18 protein-coding genes are annotated in these 13715 nt (G+C 31.5%); 3 read left to right on the forward strand and 15 right to left on the reverse strand.

Annotated features, from left to right (window positions below; translation table 11 throughout):
- Positions 1-12: 12 nt before the first annotated feature.
- On the reverse strand, positions 13-537 hold the full coding sequence (locus tag J2Y60_RS14670) for an RNA polymerase sigma factor (RefSeq protein ID WP_309919630.1): 525 nt from the start codon (positions 535-537) through the stop codon (positions 13-15).
- 320 nt (positions 538-857) lie between these two features.
- Between J2Y60_RS14670 and J2Y60_RS14675 the strand changes: the two genes are divergently transcribed.
- From J2Y60_RS14675 to J2Y60_RS14685, 3 genes are all read left to right on the forward strand, one after another.
- Positions 858-1412: a carboxymuconolactone decarboxylase family protein gene (locus tag J2Y60_RS14675; RefSeq protein ID WP_309919626.1), complete on the forward strand. Its 555-nt coding sequence runs from the start codon at positions 858-860 to the stop codon at positions 1410-1412.
- A 61-nt stretch (positions 1413-1473) separates the two neighbouring features.
- Positions 1474-1890: a nuclear transport factor 2 family protein gene (locus tag J2Y60_RS14680; RefSeq protein ID WP_309919623.1), complete on the forward strand. Its 417-nt coding sequence runs from the start codon at positions 1474-1476 to the stop codon at positions 1888-1890.
- Between the two features lie 72 nt (positions 1891-1962).
- Positions 1963-2841: a helix-turn-helix domain-containing protein gene (locus J2Y60_RS14685; RefSeq protein ID WP_309919620.1), complete on the forward strand. Its 879-nt coding sequence runs from the start codon at positions 1963-1965 to the stop codon at positions 2839-2841.
- An 85-nt stretch (positions 2842-2926) separates the two neighbouring features.
- Here J2Y60_RS14685 and J2Y60_RS14690 read toward each other — a convergent pair whose 3' ends face one another.
- The 14 genes from J2Y60_RS14690 to J2Y60_RS14755 all read right to left on the reverse strand — a co-directional run bounded on the left by J2Y60_RS14690 (position 2927) and on the right by J2Y60_RS14755 (position 13536).
- The gene (locus J2Y60_RS14690; RefSeq protein ID WP_309919617.1) at positions 2927-3478 is read right to left on the reverse strand and encodes an antibiotic biosynthesis monooxygenase; all 552 of its coding nucleotides are present in this window, start codon (positions 3476-3478) and stop codon (positions 2927-2929) included.
- A 214-nt stretch (positions 3479-3692) separates the two neighbouring features.
- Positions 3693-4262: a hypothetical protein gene (locus J2Y60_RS14695; RefSeq protein ID WP_309919613.1), complete on the reverse strand. Its 570-nt coding sequence runs from the start codon at positions 4260-4262 to the stop codon at positions 3693-3695.
- Positions 4263-4370: 108 nt separating this feature from the next.
- Positions 4371-4877 carry a nuclear transport factor 2 family protein gene (locus J2Y60_RS14700; protein ID WP_309919611.1) on the reverse strand — a complete coding sequence of 169 codons (507 nt, stop codon included), beginning with the start codon at positions 4875-4877 and terminating at the stop codon, positions 4371-4373.
- Complete coding sequence (locus tag J2Y60_RS14705; protein ID WP_309919608.1) at positions 4868-5413, reverse strand: YcxB family protein; 546 nt, start codon at positions 5411-5413, stop codon at positions 4868-4870. Before J2Y60_RS14705 ends, J2Y60_RS14700 begins: the two co-directional genes overlap by 10 nt.
- Before the next feature lie 135 nt (positions 5414-5548).
- Positions 5549-6667 carry a transglutaminase domain-containing protein gene (locus J2Y60_RS14710; RefSeq protein WP_309919606.1) on the reverse strand — a complete coding sequence of 373 codons (1119 nt, stop codon included), beginning with the start codon at positions 6665-6667 and terminating at the stop codon, positions 5549-5551.
- Between the two features lie 127 nt (positions 6668-6794).
- Entirely contained in the window at positions 6795-7334 is a 540-nt protein-coding gene (locus tag J2Y60_RS14715; protein WP_309919603.1) for a DUF7010 family protein, read from the reverse strand.
- Between the two features lie 205 nt (positions 7335-7539).
- Entirely contained in the window at positions 7540-8256 is a 717-nt protein-coding gene (locus J2Y60_RS14720; protein ID WP_309919600.1) for a hypothetical protein, read from the reverse strand.
- A gap of 176 nt (positions 8257-8432) precedes the next feature.
- Complete coding sequence (locus J2Y60_RS14725) at positions 8433-9104, reverse strand: hypothetical protein (protein ID WP_309919597.1); 672 nt, start codon at positions 9102-9104, stop codon at positions 8433-8435.
- 131 nt (positions 9105-9235) lie between these two features.
- Positions 9236-9784 (reverse strand): hypothetical protein, encoded by a 549-nt coding sequence (locus tag J2Y60_RS14730; RefSeq protein ID WP_309919595.1) that lies wholly within the window; start codon positions 9782-9784, stop codon positions 9236-9238.
- 234 nt (positions 9785-10018) lie between these two features.
- Positions 10019-10747, reverse strand: coding sequence for a CPCC family cysteine-rich protein (locus J2Y60_RS14735; RefSeq protein WP_309919592.1), 729 nt, complete (start codon positions 10745-10747; stop codon positions 10019-10021).
- 81 nt (positions 10748-10828) lie between these two features.
- Positions 10829-11143, reverse strand: a complete 315-nt coding sequence (locus J2Y60_RS14740) for a hypothetical protein (RefSeq protein ID WP_309919588.1) — start codon at positions 11141-11143, stop codon at positions 10829-10831.
- A 142-nt stretch (positions 11144-11285) separates the two neighbouring features.
- A complete protein-coding gene (locus J2Y60_RS14745; RefSeq protein ID WP_309919585.1) occupies positions 11286-12458 on the reverse strand; it encodes a tetratricopeptide repeat protein in 1173 nt (390 codons plus the stop codon).
- Between the two features lie 187 nt (positions 12459-12645).
- Entirely contained in the window at positions 12646-12834 is a 189-nt protein-coding gene (locus tag J2Y60_RS14750) for a hypothetical protein (RefSeq protein WP_309919583.1), read from the reverse strand.
- A gap of 57 nt (positions 12835-12891) precedes the next feature.
- Positions 12892-13536, reverse strand: coding sequence for a hypothetical protein (locus J2Y60_RS14755; protein WP_309919580.1), 645 nt, complete (start codon positions 13534-13536; stop codon positions 12892-12894).
- Positions 13537-13715 lie beyond the last annotated feature (179 nt).

The raw sequence follows: 13715 nt of genomic DNA on the forward strand, positions 1-13715 counted from the left end.
AGACTTGCCTTTTTATACATTAATTTTAAAATAAATACTTTTTAATTGACCCATCGCACGATGCACCCTTACTTTAATTGCCCCTTCGGTAGTATCCAATATTTTGGCAATCTCCTGATAACTCAATTCCTGATACCTACTCAAAATCAATAATTCACGGTTTTCTGTACTTAAACTACCAAGGGCTTTTTCTAGCATGTTCAATTCTTCCTCTTTCTCAAATTGTTCATCAGCCAGTGTACTTCCTCCTATTCTTTCCTCAAAATCTTTTATATCGTATTGAGCCTTGTTTCTGATATTCTTTTTAGCATGGTCGTTCAACACATTCCGAGCTAAATGATACATCCACGTTCTAAACTCACCATCGCCCACAAACGCATTTCTGTATTTAAGCATACGATAAAAAACATTCTGAGTCATATCCTCGCTTGCTTCTTTCTGATTAGTCATGTGAAAAAGAAAGCCATACAATGAACGATGGTACCGTTCAAAGAGCAGACCCATCTTGTCGAGGTCTCCAGCTTTTACTTTTAGCATGAGTGCGTTGTCAGAAAGATTATCCAAGTAATTAAGGTTGATTTTGTGTTATTTGTACTGGTAACCGCAGTAATAATGAAAGGTTACAGGAATAATTGAAAAAACTTTAATATTTTCTTCATTATCTCCTTTGTTTCTGTCGTTTTTGGAACGCTAATTACCAATAAATCTAAAACTATCATAAAAGTATCGCTTTATAAGTAATTAATCTCTGGAAAAATCGTCCATCATGTTGCGTATTTTCTCCATGTTTCAACTGCCATTATCCTCGCAACTTTGTATTGTCAATAAGGACAAAAACATTTAAACATATTCATACAATGGCACGTTTAACAGCAATTAATCCAGTAGAAGCAACAGGTAAAACAAAAGAACTTTTCAATGCAGTACAAAGTAAATTAGGCGTTGTTCCTAACATGATGAGAACAATGGGAAACTCTCCAGCTTTTTTAGAAAGCTATTTAAACCTAAGCGGAGCATTAAGTGGAGGAACATTAGGAACTAAAACTGGCGAATTAATCGCATTGGCTGTATCAGAAAGCAACTCATGTGATTATTGTTTGTCAGCACATACTTATATCGGCACAAACTTAGTCAAAATCAAACCTGAGGTCATTGAAGCAGCAAGGTTAGGTAATTCAGCCGATGAAAAAACTGATGGTGTATTAAAACTTGCAAAAGCTTTGGTAAGTAAAAAAGGATTATTATCAGATGCTGATGTGGATGCCGCTAAAAAAGCTGGACTTACAGAAGGTGAAATTGGCGAAGTGGTTGGGCATGTAGCATTAAATATACTGACTAACTATTTTAACAATACAGCACAAACTGAGATTGATTTTCCAGTAGTAAATGCTTATCAACTTGAAACTGTTTAATTTAAAAATTGGATAAAGGTAGTTGAGCATTAGAACAACTACCTTTAATGTTAACAACAAAATGGAAAATAAAAGATATCCCCTGCCGCCTTTTACGATGGAAACGGCTTTACAAAAAGTTCAAGCTGCTGAAGATGCTTGGAATACCAAAGACCCTGAAAAGGTTTGCTTAGCTTACACCATCGATACAGAATGGCGAAATCGCACTGATTTTATCAATGGTAGAGAAGAAGTAAAAGCTTTTTTGACTCGTAAATGGGAAAGAGAGTTAGGGTATAAACTCAAAAAAGAATTGTGGGGATTTAGAGAAAACAGAATGGCTGTCCGTTTTGAATATGAATGGCACGACCATTCAGGGCAATGGTTCAGAAGTTATGGTAATGAACTTTGGGAGTTTGACGAAAATGGATTAATGCAAAAAAGATTTGCGAGTATCAACGATTTAGCCATTTCCGCAACCGAACGTAAATTAATTTAATGATATACTATTACCTTTACCTTGAAACTGTGTTTTTCAAACCATACTATTCATTCGTTTACTCAATAGAAAATGTCAACTCAATCGGTTTTTACGCTTGTCAATCCACTAACTGGGCATCTTGCTTTTAAAATTTTTTCCTTTGAAGACAATCGATATTTCGACCATTTACAGCGGAATAATTATTATACCTTAATTTGGATAAAGCAGGGTAATGGCAAATTAAAGTCTGATTTCTCGGAATATGACTTTTCAGAAAATACACTCTTTGCTTTTTCACTCTATCAACCTTTTATGCTTTCATCCGACAATATCAGTGGTGTAGCTATTCAATTTCATCCAGATTTTTTCTGTATTCATAAACACCATAGCGAAATAGCCTGCAATGGTGTTTTGTTCAATAATGTATATGAACCACCCTTTACGAGGGTTGATGAAGTTTCAGCAATGGCTTTTGATATGTTGTTTGAGCAAATGTCCACTGAAATGCAAAACCAAGCTTTGGCTCAATATGAGTTATTGTTTTCGTATCTGAAAATATATTTAATCAAAGCATCTCGTCTTAAAAAAGAGCAAAATCCTATTTTATCAACCTCTATTACCGAAACTAAAGAGCCTTTTATCCTACAAAGTTTGAAAGATTCAATAGAAAATAACTTTAAAGTAAAACATTCCCCTAGCGATTATGCAGAACATCTAAACATCTCTGCCAAAGCATTAGCCAAAATTACCAAGACCTATTTCAACAAAACGCTGACTGATTTAATAGCCGAAAGAATAGTCATTGAAGCCAAAAGAGAATTGTATTTAACGAATAAAACAGTCAAAGAAATAGCCTTTGAATTAGGCTATGACGATGAATATTATTTCAGTAGATTTTTTAAAAACAATGCTGATGTTTCTCCACAATTGTTTAGGGAAACCGTTGGTTTTGGGAGGAGTATGAATTAGATATACATCACCAACTTTTCAATAAACAGTCTTCAAGCAATGTGCTAAAGGTTATTTTATCAATACCATCACATTGCTTTGTTGCTTATTTATAAAGCCAATTTTTGATAAGTTTTGTGTAATGAGGCATTACAACATAAACCATCAGAAAAACGATAACGCCTGAAATAAAAAGAGCGTCCAAGTATCGAATCTGTGGGAAATTCAAATCCCTCAATACTGGCAAAATAAGTAATGGAATAATGAGTGATAATGGATAGATAGCAGACCACGTTACCAAATACTGTTTCCAACGAACAGGTGCTTTGGGCTTTTCAGTTTCTGAAACAAAAAGAAAATCTAAGCCACTTTTTATAACATAATTATCATCTCTGGCAAATAGTGGAGTTACCTTTTCGATGAGCTGTTTTCTTTCTGAAGACTCTATCCAATTTTTAAGGTTTGTAATTGAATCGAAACGAATAATAACAGTATAGATAAACGTTAGATTAGGAATTGGGCGTATTATTTGCCAATCAACAAAACCGTCTGAACTCTTACAAATTGGACCAATTTCATTGAGCCATTCTTCGTATTTCTCTTCTTTGCCTTCTATGATATGATGCGTTATGACTACAGATGCTCCTTGGTTTTCCATAATATGTGCTTATTAAAGAAGTTTTAAGATAGATAAAGTTTAGATTTATATCGATTTAAAAGCAGATAAGTATTATATAAATATAGTTGATTTTGTAATTCTATGCCAAGCAGGTAGAAAAATTGAGCTAGTGGTTTATATAACCACGATTATTATAGTCCATATCTAAGATGCGGACTAACTGGTAAATATATTAATATTAGCCACAGTTACTCTACCTAAGGTAAATCTTTACGTTATTTGATTCCACTTGTCCATTAAATATTTTTTTATCTCCAGTAGTTTTATTTGAATAAATCATTTTTAAGTGATAATTAAAGCCCTCATTAATTTTCAAACTGTCAGCTCTGTTGTCAAAATTTTTGTTGAACGAGTTGATATGTTCTCCAATTTCAATTTTAAAATTTGCTACAGCATCGGGTTTAATATATATAAATTCAGTTGCCCGTTGTACCGCTAAATCTTCGATATAAATACTTTTCCACTTTGACACTGGCGAAATCTTAAAGTCAAAATTTCCTCCTGAATGCTCGTTATCACTAGCAACACCATTGGGATATAAATTACTTGTCAATGTATAATTTGAAGGAATTATTACTGTCTTATTTGTTTTATTAAGAAGTTGTGCATTAACTGTTATCTTGTCGCCAAGCAAGAAAGTGTCTTTTTCCAAGGTAATGGTCAATTGAAGTTTTTGTCTGATTTCAATTTGCTCTTTAGCAAATTGCTGTTGTGTCAAACTTGAAAACAATAAAAATAGAATGAGTAAGTTATAGCTTTTCATCGTTCTTGCAATTTTGTCTAACTCACTTTAGCCTTTTTTGGTGGAAAAACACCAACAAAGGGGGCAATTATAAAGTTATTTACCAACCACACAATTTAGCCTTTTTAATTAATGCTGTTTTGTATCTTTATACTGCCAAAGTACATTAATAATTTTCCAACTACCATTCAGTTTGACAATGTGCATATAGTCAATCCATTCGTCTGCAATTAATTTTACAGAGGCAGTACGCTCTGAAACGTCAAGCAGAACAACATCTTTTTTAGGTGACGCAGGAAATTTGTCGCCATTCTTATTATAACTCTCAGCAAGCAAAACCATCGATTCTGTTGTTGTTTCACGTACATAATCTTTCCCTGTTGCTTTGTCTTTCCAAAAAGTACGTTTAACCATTCTAGGATGTAATGCCTTGTCCATTTGCGTAGGATTTGGCTTATGCTGAGATTCTATATAATCAAGAGCAGCTTGTCTGATTGCTAAAGTATCTTGTTTAGTTTGTCCAAAAACCAAAGGGCTCGTCAGAAATAAGACAAAGCATAAAAGAACATTTTTTCTCATTTTATCAGTTTTGTTGATATTCATATTGTAGTTATTAGCATCAGTAATTATTTCCATTCCCATTTTTCGTCAATGCTGTATTTAATTCTCAAATAGTCAGCAAGTTCTTTCAGCCTTACAGTTAGGTTATCAATGTTTGATATTTTATCTTTTGGTAAAATGTAAAATAGTCCACTTTTTAGTCTAACTAAAATTATCGTAGGAATTTCACATATCTCTTCAAGTTCTATCGTCAAAATTTTACTTTCACTACCATTCTGTTTCGCTAAGATATAGTCGTTGTTAAATTCTAACGTTGTAATCCTGTCTAGTCTGTCGCTTAAGTTCTCTTTAATGAAACTTGTGTAGTGGTTAATGTAATGTCGCTTTTCCCAAATTGGATAAATGAAATACCAAAGAACTCCTAAAATCACAAAAATGATAGCCAATAAAAACTTGTCGCCCAAAAACAATAAAAGTCCGAGTATTAAATATATTGTTGGCACTATTACTTTGTTTCTTTGTCGCTTCTTTCTAATTCGGTCTGACTTTGATGCAAGATAAAGTTGATGTATCAGGAAGTCCTTTTCGTCAATTTTATAATCTATCGTCATTGAATTATGGTGCAAAATGTTAGTATTAATTAAGAATTGAGAAATTGGTGCGTTGCTAATGTAGATGTTGTTGGTCTTAGCTACCACATGACAAATACCGATAATATCAGGAATGCTTAAAGATTTTTTTTTCGTCTAATTAGGCTTTGCATAAAAATCATTAATAGAGTTTGTGTATTCACAATAATCAATTTTTGAATTCCATACCAACATGAAAGTAGGATTTTCTGTAGCTAAAGGGACAAGCATTAAACTTCGTTTGTTATTTACTCTGTTACGCTCTGTAATTACATCTTCACGTTGGTCAAAAGAACAATCAAAATAATAAAGGTATGGTTGAACAAAATTAATGTAGGACATTTTATCAACTTTACCCAAACTTTTAAATTCCAGTTTATCAATATTTGTTCTAATAGCATTTTGAAATTCTACCGCATTCAAAGGAACATTATTAAGAAAAGGCATGGCATTAAATTGAGCATCAACAAAAACCCATTTTTGTAATTCATCAACAAAAACTTCCGTAGCAACGTGTCCTCCACCTCGCATTGATGTTGATATATCACTGGTTTTAAGATATATAACTCTCGACTTAAAGCCTGAAACCTTTAATTGTGATGCTAAGACATATCCATAAGCAAAACAAGGAAACCTTCCTCCTTCTTTTACTTCATCTAAAATTGAAATAGCATCATTTTTTTTAGGACTTACATCTCCTCTATGTTCCCATTGGCTACGAGTCCAATTTAAGATAGTCAAAACTTTATCAATTTGCGTTTTTGAATTTTTGAAAGGAATCGGATATTTTGTATGCAAAGAATCAAGATACCTTTTTTCATTTTCGTTAGTGTATAAAATTTTATATTTAGGATTGCTTTTTGTTGAAGCATAATTTAACGTTGGTATAAAAATCTTCTGTCTCCTTACTGTTGTCAAGGCATAAGATTCATTGTTTAAATGAACATAGAAACGTTTGGTTTCATCATGATTAATTTCAAATTTGATACTATCAATGTCTGTCTTGAACTTGAACAGAATTTTAGTTTTTTCAGAAAGGTAGGTTTTAATAAGAAGGGTATCGTCTGCAATTTTAGGTGTAACTGTCCAATTACTATTTTCAACATTGTTTACATAATATTTGATTTTGGCATTATTTGCTTCTATGACAGCAAGACCTTTATAAGTTTTTTGGCTGTATGTCAATATTGAAGAAGACGATATTAAAATTGTAAGTATTAGGTTTTGTAGTTTCATATTATGTTTTGATATGTGTTAAAATTTTTAGCGAACGTCAGTCTGTGAAAAATTTCAGTTTAACCACAGGTATTATTGGTCTTGGCAACCCTATCTCAAACAACAACAATGGCGGAAACTCTCAATTCTATTGTTTGTTATCTCTATATAAAACATAAACAATTACACCAAACACAATTTCAATTAAACCACCTGTCAATGCAGAAACAAAATCTAATGCATTCGTGATAAATAGACCATAAGCTGCCAAGCCCAAAACAATTCCCAAAAGCCAATAAATACGTAAACCGTAAATACTTGCAAAAGTCAAGTATCGTCCGGCAATTATCAATAACATTCCTTGGAAAAACCATTCTGTTTTAACTAAAGACAAACCATAAGCTAAGGGAATACACATAATCATCCATATAGTTCCTTCCATTGCAAGTTTTCCGAGAGGATTACCTTTATGATGTCCTCCTTTGATACCTATTAGTTTTTCAATTAATGTTGCCAATGGAAAAATGAACATTCCCCCAATAATTAAGGTCCAAATGCCTTTTTGGGATGAATATAAATTCACCATTAAACCAGCAGTTATCCAAACTGTCCCTGAAACAAAAATACCGATTGAGCCATAGCCGTAGCCATTTCTCATATCTTCTTGAGCCTCTTTTAAATTATCCATATTTTATATTGTGTTTGATACTTGGTTCTGCATTATACTTGCCACTAGTCTTAGGCTTTTCTGCAACTCAAAAAAAACATGGTTTTGATAATTGGTGCGTTGCTAACGCTCGTGTTGTTGGTGTTTATTCACCAACAACGGCGGGAAATATTTTATAGAAGCAATGTGCCTTAATATCACAAAACGGGTGTTTACTGTAATACACCTATTCAAATTCATATCGTTTTACTTCCTCAACTGGTATAACGATTGTAGATTGCAGACTGTCCATTCTCACAAATACGAATTTACTAGTCTTGCCTATGTATAAATTCTTTGTTTGAGCATTAAAATGTATTGCCCCTCTGTCAAGGATAATTGTAGTTTTAGAGAGATTATTTTCTATTTTTTGAATATCATGTTGTGCGAGTAAGTAAAGAGAAATTGAAAGAGTAATACCTAAAAGTAATAATCCATAAAAATTGGAAATATTCACATCTCCGCTTTCCTCTTTGTATAAAAAAAGATATGTCAGCATTTGAATACTGAAAAAAATCAAGAGATAAACTACAAAATAATTGTACTCCATTACATCAAGGCTAACGAGGCACATAGTAATTAGAATTGCAACGAGGAAGCCAAAAAAATATTTAAACCTTTTTGGATACAAGAAAACTAAAACTTGTTCAATTAATTCATCTACAGGCAGTTTGGCTTTCTTTCCTAATAAGTTGAGGGTAATTACTGTAATAAGTATCATTGTAATCCCAAAAACAATTATGATATTAATATCGCCCAAAAAAGAAGTTACTATTTCTTGGAATTCTAAATAATCAACAATGCGTATATTAAAATGTGAATAGAAAAAAATTAATTTAAGAACTCCACAAAATATTAGAAGAGTTCCTGCCAATGGAGTCAATTTTATAATTTTGTCTAGCATTTATTTATATTCTTATATTGTTTTAATTGTTTTACATTCTACGATTCCCGTCTTTTACCCTTAGCTATAGCTACATAAATTCAAATTTATTACAAAAAGCTGATAGAATTAGTTACCAATGTTCATTGTTATTAGGTCAAGAATCAATAATTCCAAACTATATGTTGCACAAATTTTTAGGAAATTAAGCGTTGAAAATATTTTAATGCGTTCTGTCTCCACTCTTTCCTTTTACTATTTAATATTTGTTCAAATACATAGTCTTGGGTCGTCTTATAAAGCTCCCAAAAAGAATATGGATTTATGTATAGACAACCACTTTCATTGTCAATTGTAATAGCTTGATTTATTGTTTCAGTCAAAAAAACACCTCTTGATTGATATCCGTGATTGAAAGTGTTTCTTTGGTATTTATGTATTACGTCAGAATATTTTTTAATGGACTTTTTATCATCTTTTCCGTGTAACTTTTCAAAAGATTTATAAAAATCTTTTGACGGCTTGTATGATAATTTCGTGTCCATTAATTGATAGACAGGTGTCACTATTGCTTTTGATTGCTCATAGTCATTCGCCTCTTTTATTTTATCTATATCGTTTATAATATGTCCAAGAGTTTCTATTGAGAGTAATGTGAGTACAGTCAATGGAAATGGGCTATAAACTTTTAGATTCCCATCGTCGTTAGTCAAACATAGTTGGTCAATTTGTCCAATTAATAATGTATCTATTCGTCCTTTGAGAATAAGAAGCTTTCTTTGTTCGTCGATAATCTGTCGAACTTCACCATATTGTATTCCTCCTCCTTCTGGTTTTTCACCAAAGTATGTAATGTCTGGTACTGGCATAAAAAATTTAGGGCAATTCGCTAATATGCGAAAGTTTTATATTGTTAATCTGTATTATCAATCTCTCTAAAGTGCCATTTTATTTTCCTGCTCAAACGCAATACTAAAAACTCCACCTTAAACTGTAATTCTTATTTTTGTTTACTGATAATGTCTCTTTCTAAGTCCTCAAAGTTTGTTAACTCTCTAGGTACTAATATAATATTTTCACCATTAAAAGCATTTGAATTTATCGCTTTAACCCACAAATCTCCATTCTTTTTTTCGATAGATTTAATGTTATAAAAGTCAATTTTAGAATAATAAATATCACTGGTAATGTTCTTTGCTTTTTTCATTGCAAATCTGTGTAAAAAGTTGAGTCGTGGGTCGTTTTCTAAATCTATTACCTTTGTTATTGAATTTTCATCAATTATAATTTTAAGATTTTCTGCTACCAAATTTGTCAGTTTTTTATTGTTTAAGTAATTTAATCCAATAATTATAGTTGTAAACAATAAAGGAAGAAGCATTGTATAAATTAATTCTGCTGATACATCTTTTTGGCGTATCATTGAAAACATTAGAACACACATTGTTGTCACTATAGTAATTGCTAATATTTTAATTTTAAATACTCTATTGTTACTTCGTTTTGTGAATTCAGAGATTTTTGAATTGTCAATTTTGTAAGTTTTCATTATTGTTTTTATTGTAATTTAAAATGTTTGATTTTATGCTTTGAGTTATATGACGAAGCATAATTTATCAATATTATAAGGTTGATTTATAATGATTAAAGAAAAACTTAATCAAAACGATAACACTCAAAGAAAACCAACTTGTATCAAAAAAATTAAAATGAGGTCAAGTTTTCACAAATTTGTCAAATCAAAGAGATTAAATAGTCATAGATGTTATCAGCTATTGATTTTTCAATCATATGGTTTCCAATTCTTGTCTTTGGGTTCTTCTATATTTGGTGGTCTTACGTTTCTTTTCATATTTATATCACAAGCACCAAATTTCATAAAATTCTTTTGTGCCTGTTTTAATGACGTTGGGTTTGCTCCACTTTCATAATTTGGGTCATCAAATTGTATTGCGTCATCCTCCCAAAAACAAACTGGGCAAATATAGTAAGCCCCATTAGGCTCTTCTGTAAATGTTTTATGTCCACAGCAAGGACAAGTAAACTTAGCATTAATTGTTAAGATTAGTAACGCTTTATCCAATGCTTCTTTATCCAATCCAATAAGCGGTTTTGTTGTAACCCAACGTTCTTTTATATTATCAGGCAAAGCATTTATAGAAAGGTCATCATCAATAATAACATAATTCTGATTTGCACCTTTAGTTTTAATCCATTCTTCAATTTCAGACCCTCTGTCCAGCAATTGACTTATTTCAGTCTTATCATTTAGTTTTGAAATTGTTTCAAAATTCAAGCCTCTTGTGCTAAAAATTTCTTTCCATTTAGCTTCATCATAGTTTATCCGATGTGTAGTAGTCAAGACAATAGAAGCATTAGTTACTTTGTAAAGTATTGATAAATTTTTTAGCGCATTTTCATTAAGTCGCATAAAGCCGTCAGAAAGAAATTCTGGTTGTCTCCAAGAAGGTGTGGTTTCTAAGACTCCATCTATATCTAAAAGTATTATCATGCTGTTCCTTTCAGTCTTTATAATAGTGTATATCGTTTCGTTTCTAGTATGGTTGTAGTGGATGATGCTGTGATAGTCTATCTAGTCAAGATTAAGAAGTTTTTGAAAAAGTAGTGTCCCTATTTCTTCAGCAGCGTTATTGTCTGCAAGTGTTGACTCTTTAAAAGCTAAAGGGGAAATAGATATCCCTAGATAAATATTATACGACAAAACTAGTTTACTCCCCTTAAAATCAAAATCCCAATAAATTATGTCAAAGTGATTTAGCTTGTTAGTAAATATTAGATTAAAATTGGTTTCTAGGATGTGAGCAACTTTGTAAAATTTGTCGAATCCACAATCATCATCAATGATTGCTTCTGTCCAACCTTTGTCTATTTCTAATTTGGGTTTCATTGTCTTTTATATTTTTCATTGAACTTAAGCCTTTATTTGTGTTTTTCGCTAACAAGGCATGCGTCAGCAAAGCACCAGTTATTTTTATAGTATTTATATTATTAAACACTGAATTGTTTGGTTGCTCACGCAAAAAAACTTTTCAGATATGTTCTTTAGTATCGACAATTAGTTTGTCAATCATATAAGTGGAGTTGTCAAGTTCTTTTGCTTTTTGAAACAATTCCAATGCTTGGAAATATTCTCCTTTATCAAGATAGTAAATACCTAGGCTACGATAATTATATGAATTTTTCTCGTCAAGTTTAAATGAATAATTTATATCTTCTAATCCTTCTTCTATTTTTCCAATTTTAATTTTTGAAAGTCCTCTGTTGCTGTATGAATAGGCATATTTCTCATCTATTTCAATCGATTTGTCAAATAACAGAATTGCTTCTTCAAATCTATTTAACAAATTAAAAGTAAATGCTTTATTATCTAAGGAATACTTATTATCAGGGTTTAACAGTAAGGACTTTTCATAAAACTCCAATGCTTTATCATGCTGGTCAAGTTTAGAATAGGAAAATCCTACGTTAAAATAATCGTTTGAATCCATTTTATCATAAATCATAAACTTTTCTGCAAGTTCATTTACTTGTTTGTAATTTTTTAATTGGAGAAAAGTGGCAATCGTCAACTTGTAAATATGTTCGTCCCTCAAGCCTTTTTTAAATTTATAATTAGGCAAAATAGAGACAACTTCATCAAATTTTTGTTCTTTATATAGTTCGATTGCTTGATCATATTCCTTTAAAAACCATTTATAAGCGAACAATTGCTTTAATCGATAACCATCATTGTAAACGTAACTACCATCGTACAATTTCATCGGAGTTGTACGTGGTACAAGGTTTATTAATAAATCAATGATTGATGAACAGAAAAAGATTACCAGAATGAGTTTTATTGAACCATGAAGGTCATAGACAAAAGTGAAGTAACAAGCAATTATTGCAATTAGGAATGAAGCTAAAGGACCAGTCAGGGTATAGATAATCTGTTTGTCGATTGTAATTTCATTTGCAGTGGGAACACACTTTCCAAATCTCCATAACAGTGGATTATAATTTAACCAAATCTCCAAAAGTCCTATATTGAAGTGAAAACTTTTTTGGGGGTCACCATTAGAACCAATATATATAGATGTTTTTTCTCTAGTCATTAGGATAGCAGGAATGGCATGTCCTAGTCCATGAAATAAAACTATAAATGGTATTATGATAAGAGTAATTAAAGCAAACAAAAGTATTATGTATATAAAAAAATCCATTAGGTATAAAATATATTAATTTGCTCTGTTCATTTATTGCAATACTTTGAAGTTGCTCCTCTGCCACAGAGTTTATGCTGGCTTATAAATATGCTAAAGTTTTGTCATACTTTTAACATTTACAATTAATTATTCTGAACCTAAGATAATTATTTATTTTGAAGTTTGCTCTAACTGATGGCATGACTCAAACCTCATCCCAAAACAACATCCCAATTTTCAAGTTAATACCATCCAGCCTTTGTTGGTGTTTGTCCACCAACAAGTCATGCGTCAGCAATTTGCCAATTATTTTTACAATATTATATAATAAGTTGATTGGTTGCTGACGCAAAATTCGTGGGAGAAAAACGCCAACGAAGGCGGAAGGTGTCATACCATTCTTTTCTGCTATAAATATTCCATCCTTTCAGGATTGATTCCTCTTCTGAAATTATTTTGCAATAGAACCAACAAATAGTACTGGTTCTATTGCTTCAACACCGATGGTAGTTTCAACCATCAATGTCCACCATTTTTCAAATCCTATATCCTCGTCTTTTTTTCCATTATTTAAGTCTACCATACCTTTCCAAGCATTACAGTATAAAATGAAATTATTCATAAATAACAATCTATATTTTAATGGTGTTGTTTCAGCAAAATGAAGCCTAATTCCTTTTTCTTTTGACAATGATAAAATAACTTGTTCGTCATCAGTTGTCAAAAAGGCAAAAGCCATAAAATTATCAGGAAGTGATACTCTCATGTTGTTTTCATCCACTACCTTCAACGTTTTCAAAATGTCTGCTGTAATAAACGACCAATAATGTTTGGTCAATGAATATAAAACTGTCCATTTCTCAAGCATTGGCGATGATGCAAAAAGTTTGTCTTCCTCGCAAGGAAGCCACATAGCAAACTCAACATTTTTTAGTTCATTCCATTCTATAGGTTTTTGAATTGAATGCTGAAATTTGAGAATTATTTCCCCTATAGAACCATTTAATTTACTTTCTGAATCAATTTTATTTTCTGAATCAGTCTCTTGCGTACTTTCTTTTGTCGGCTTACCAAAAAGTTTTTTAAAAATGCTCATTGTCGTTGTTTAAGGTTGTCTCTAACTTACCTATTTTATGCGAAAAGGGTATTCTCTTTCATATATTATTTAAAACTTATTTTCATGAACCTAAGATAATTATTTATTTTGAAGTTTGCTCTAACTGATGGCATGACTTTGAGTCATGCCATCAGTATTTACTCAGTATATGCTTTAGC

This window comes from Arcicella sp. BE140 (genome assembly GCF_031456255.1).
GTDB classification, from domain to species: domain Bacteria; phylum Bacteroidota; class Bacteroidia; order Cytophagales; family Spirosomataceae; genus Arcicella; species Arcicella aquatica.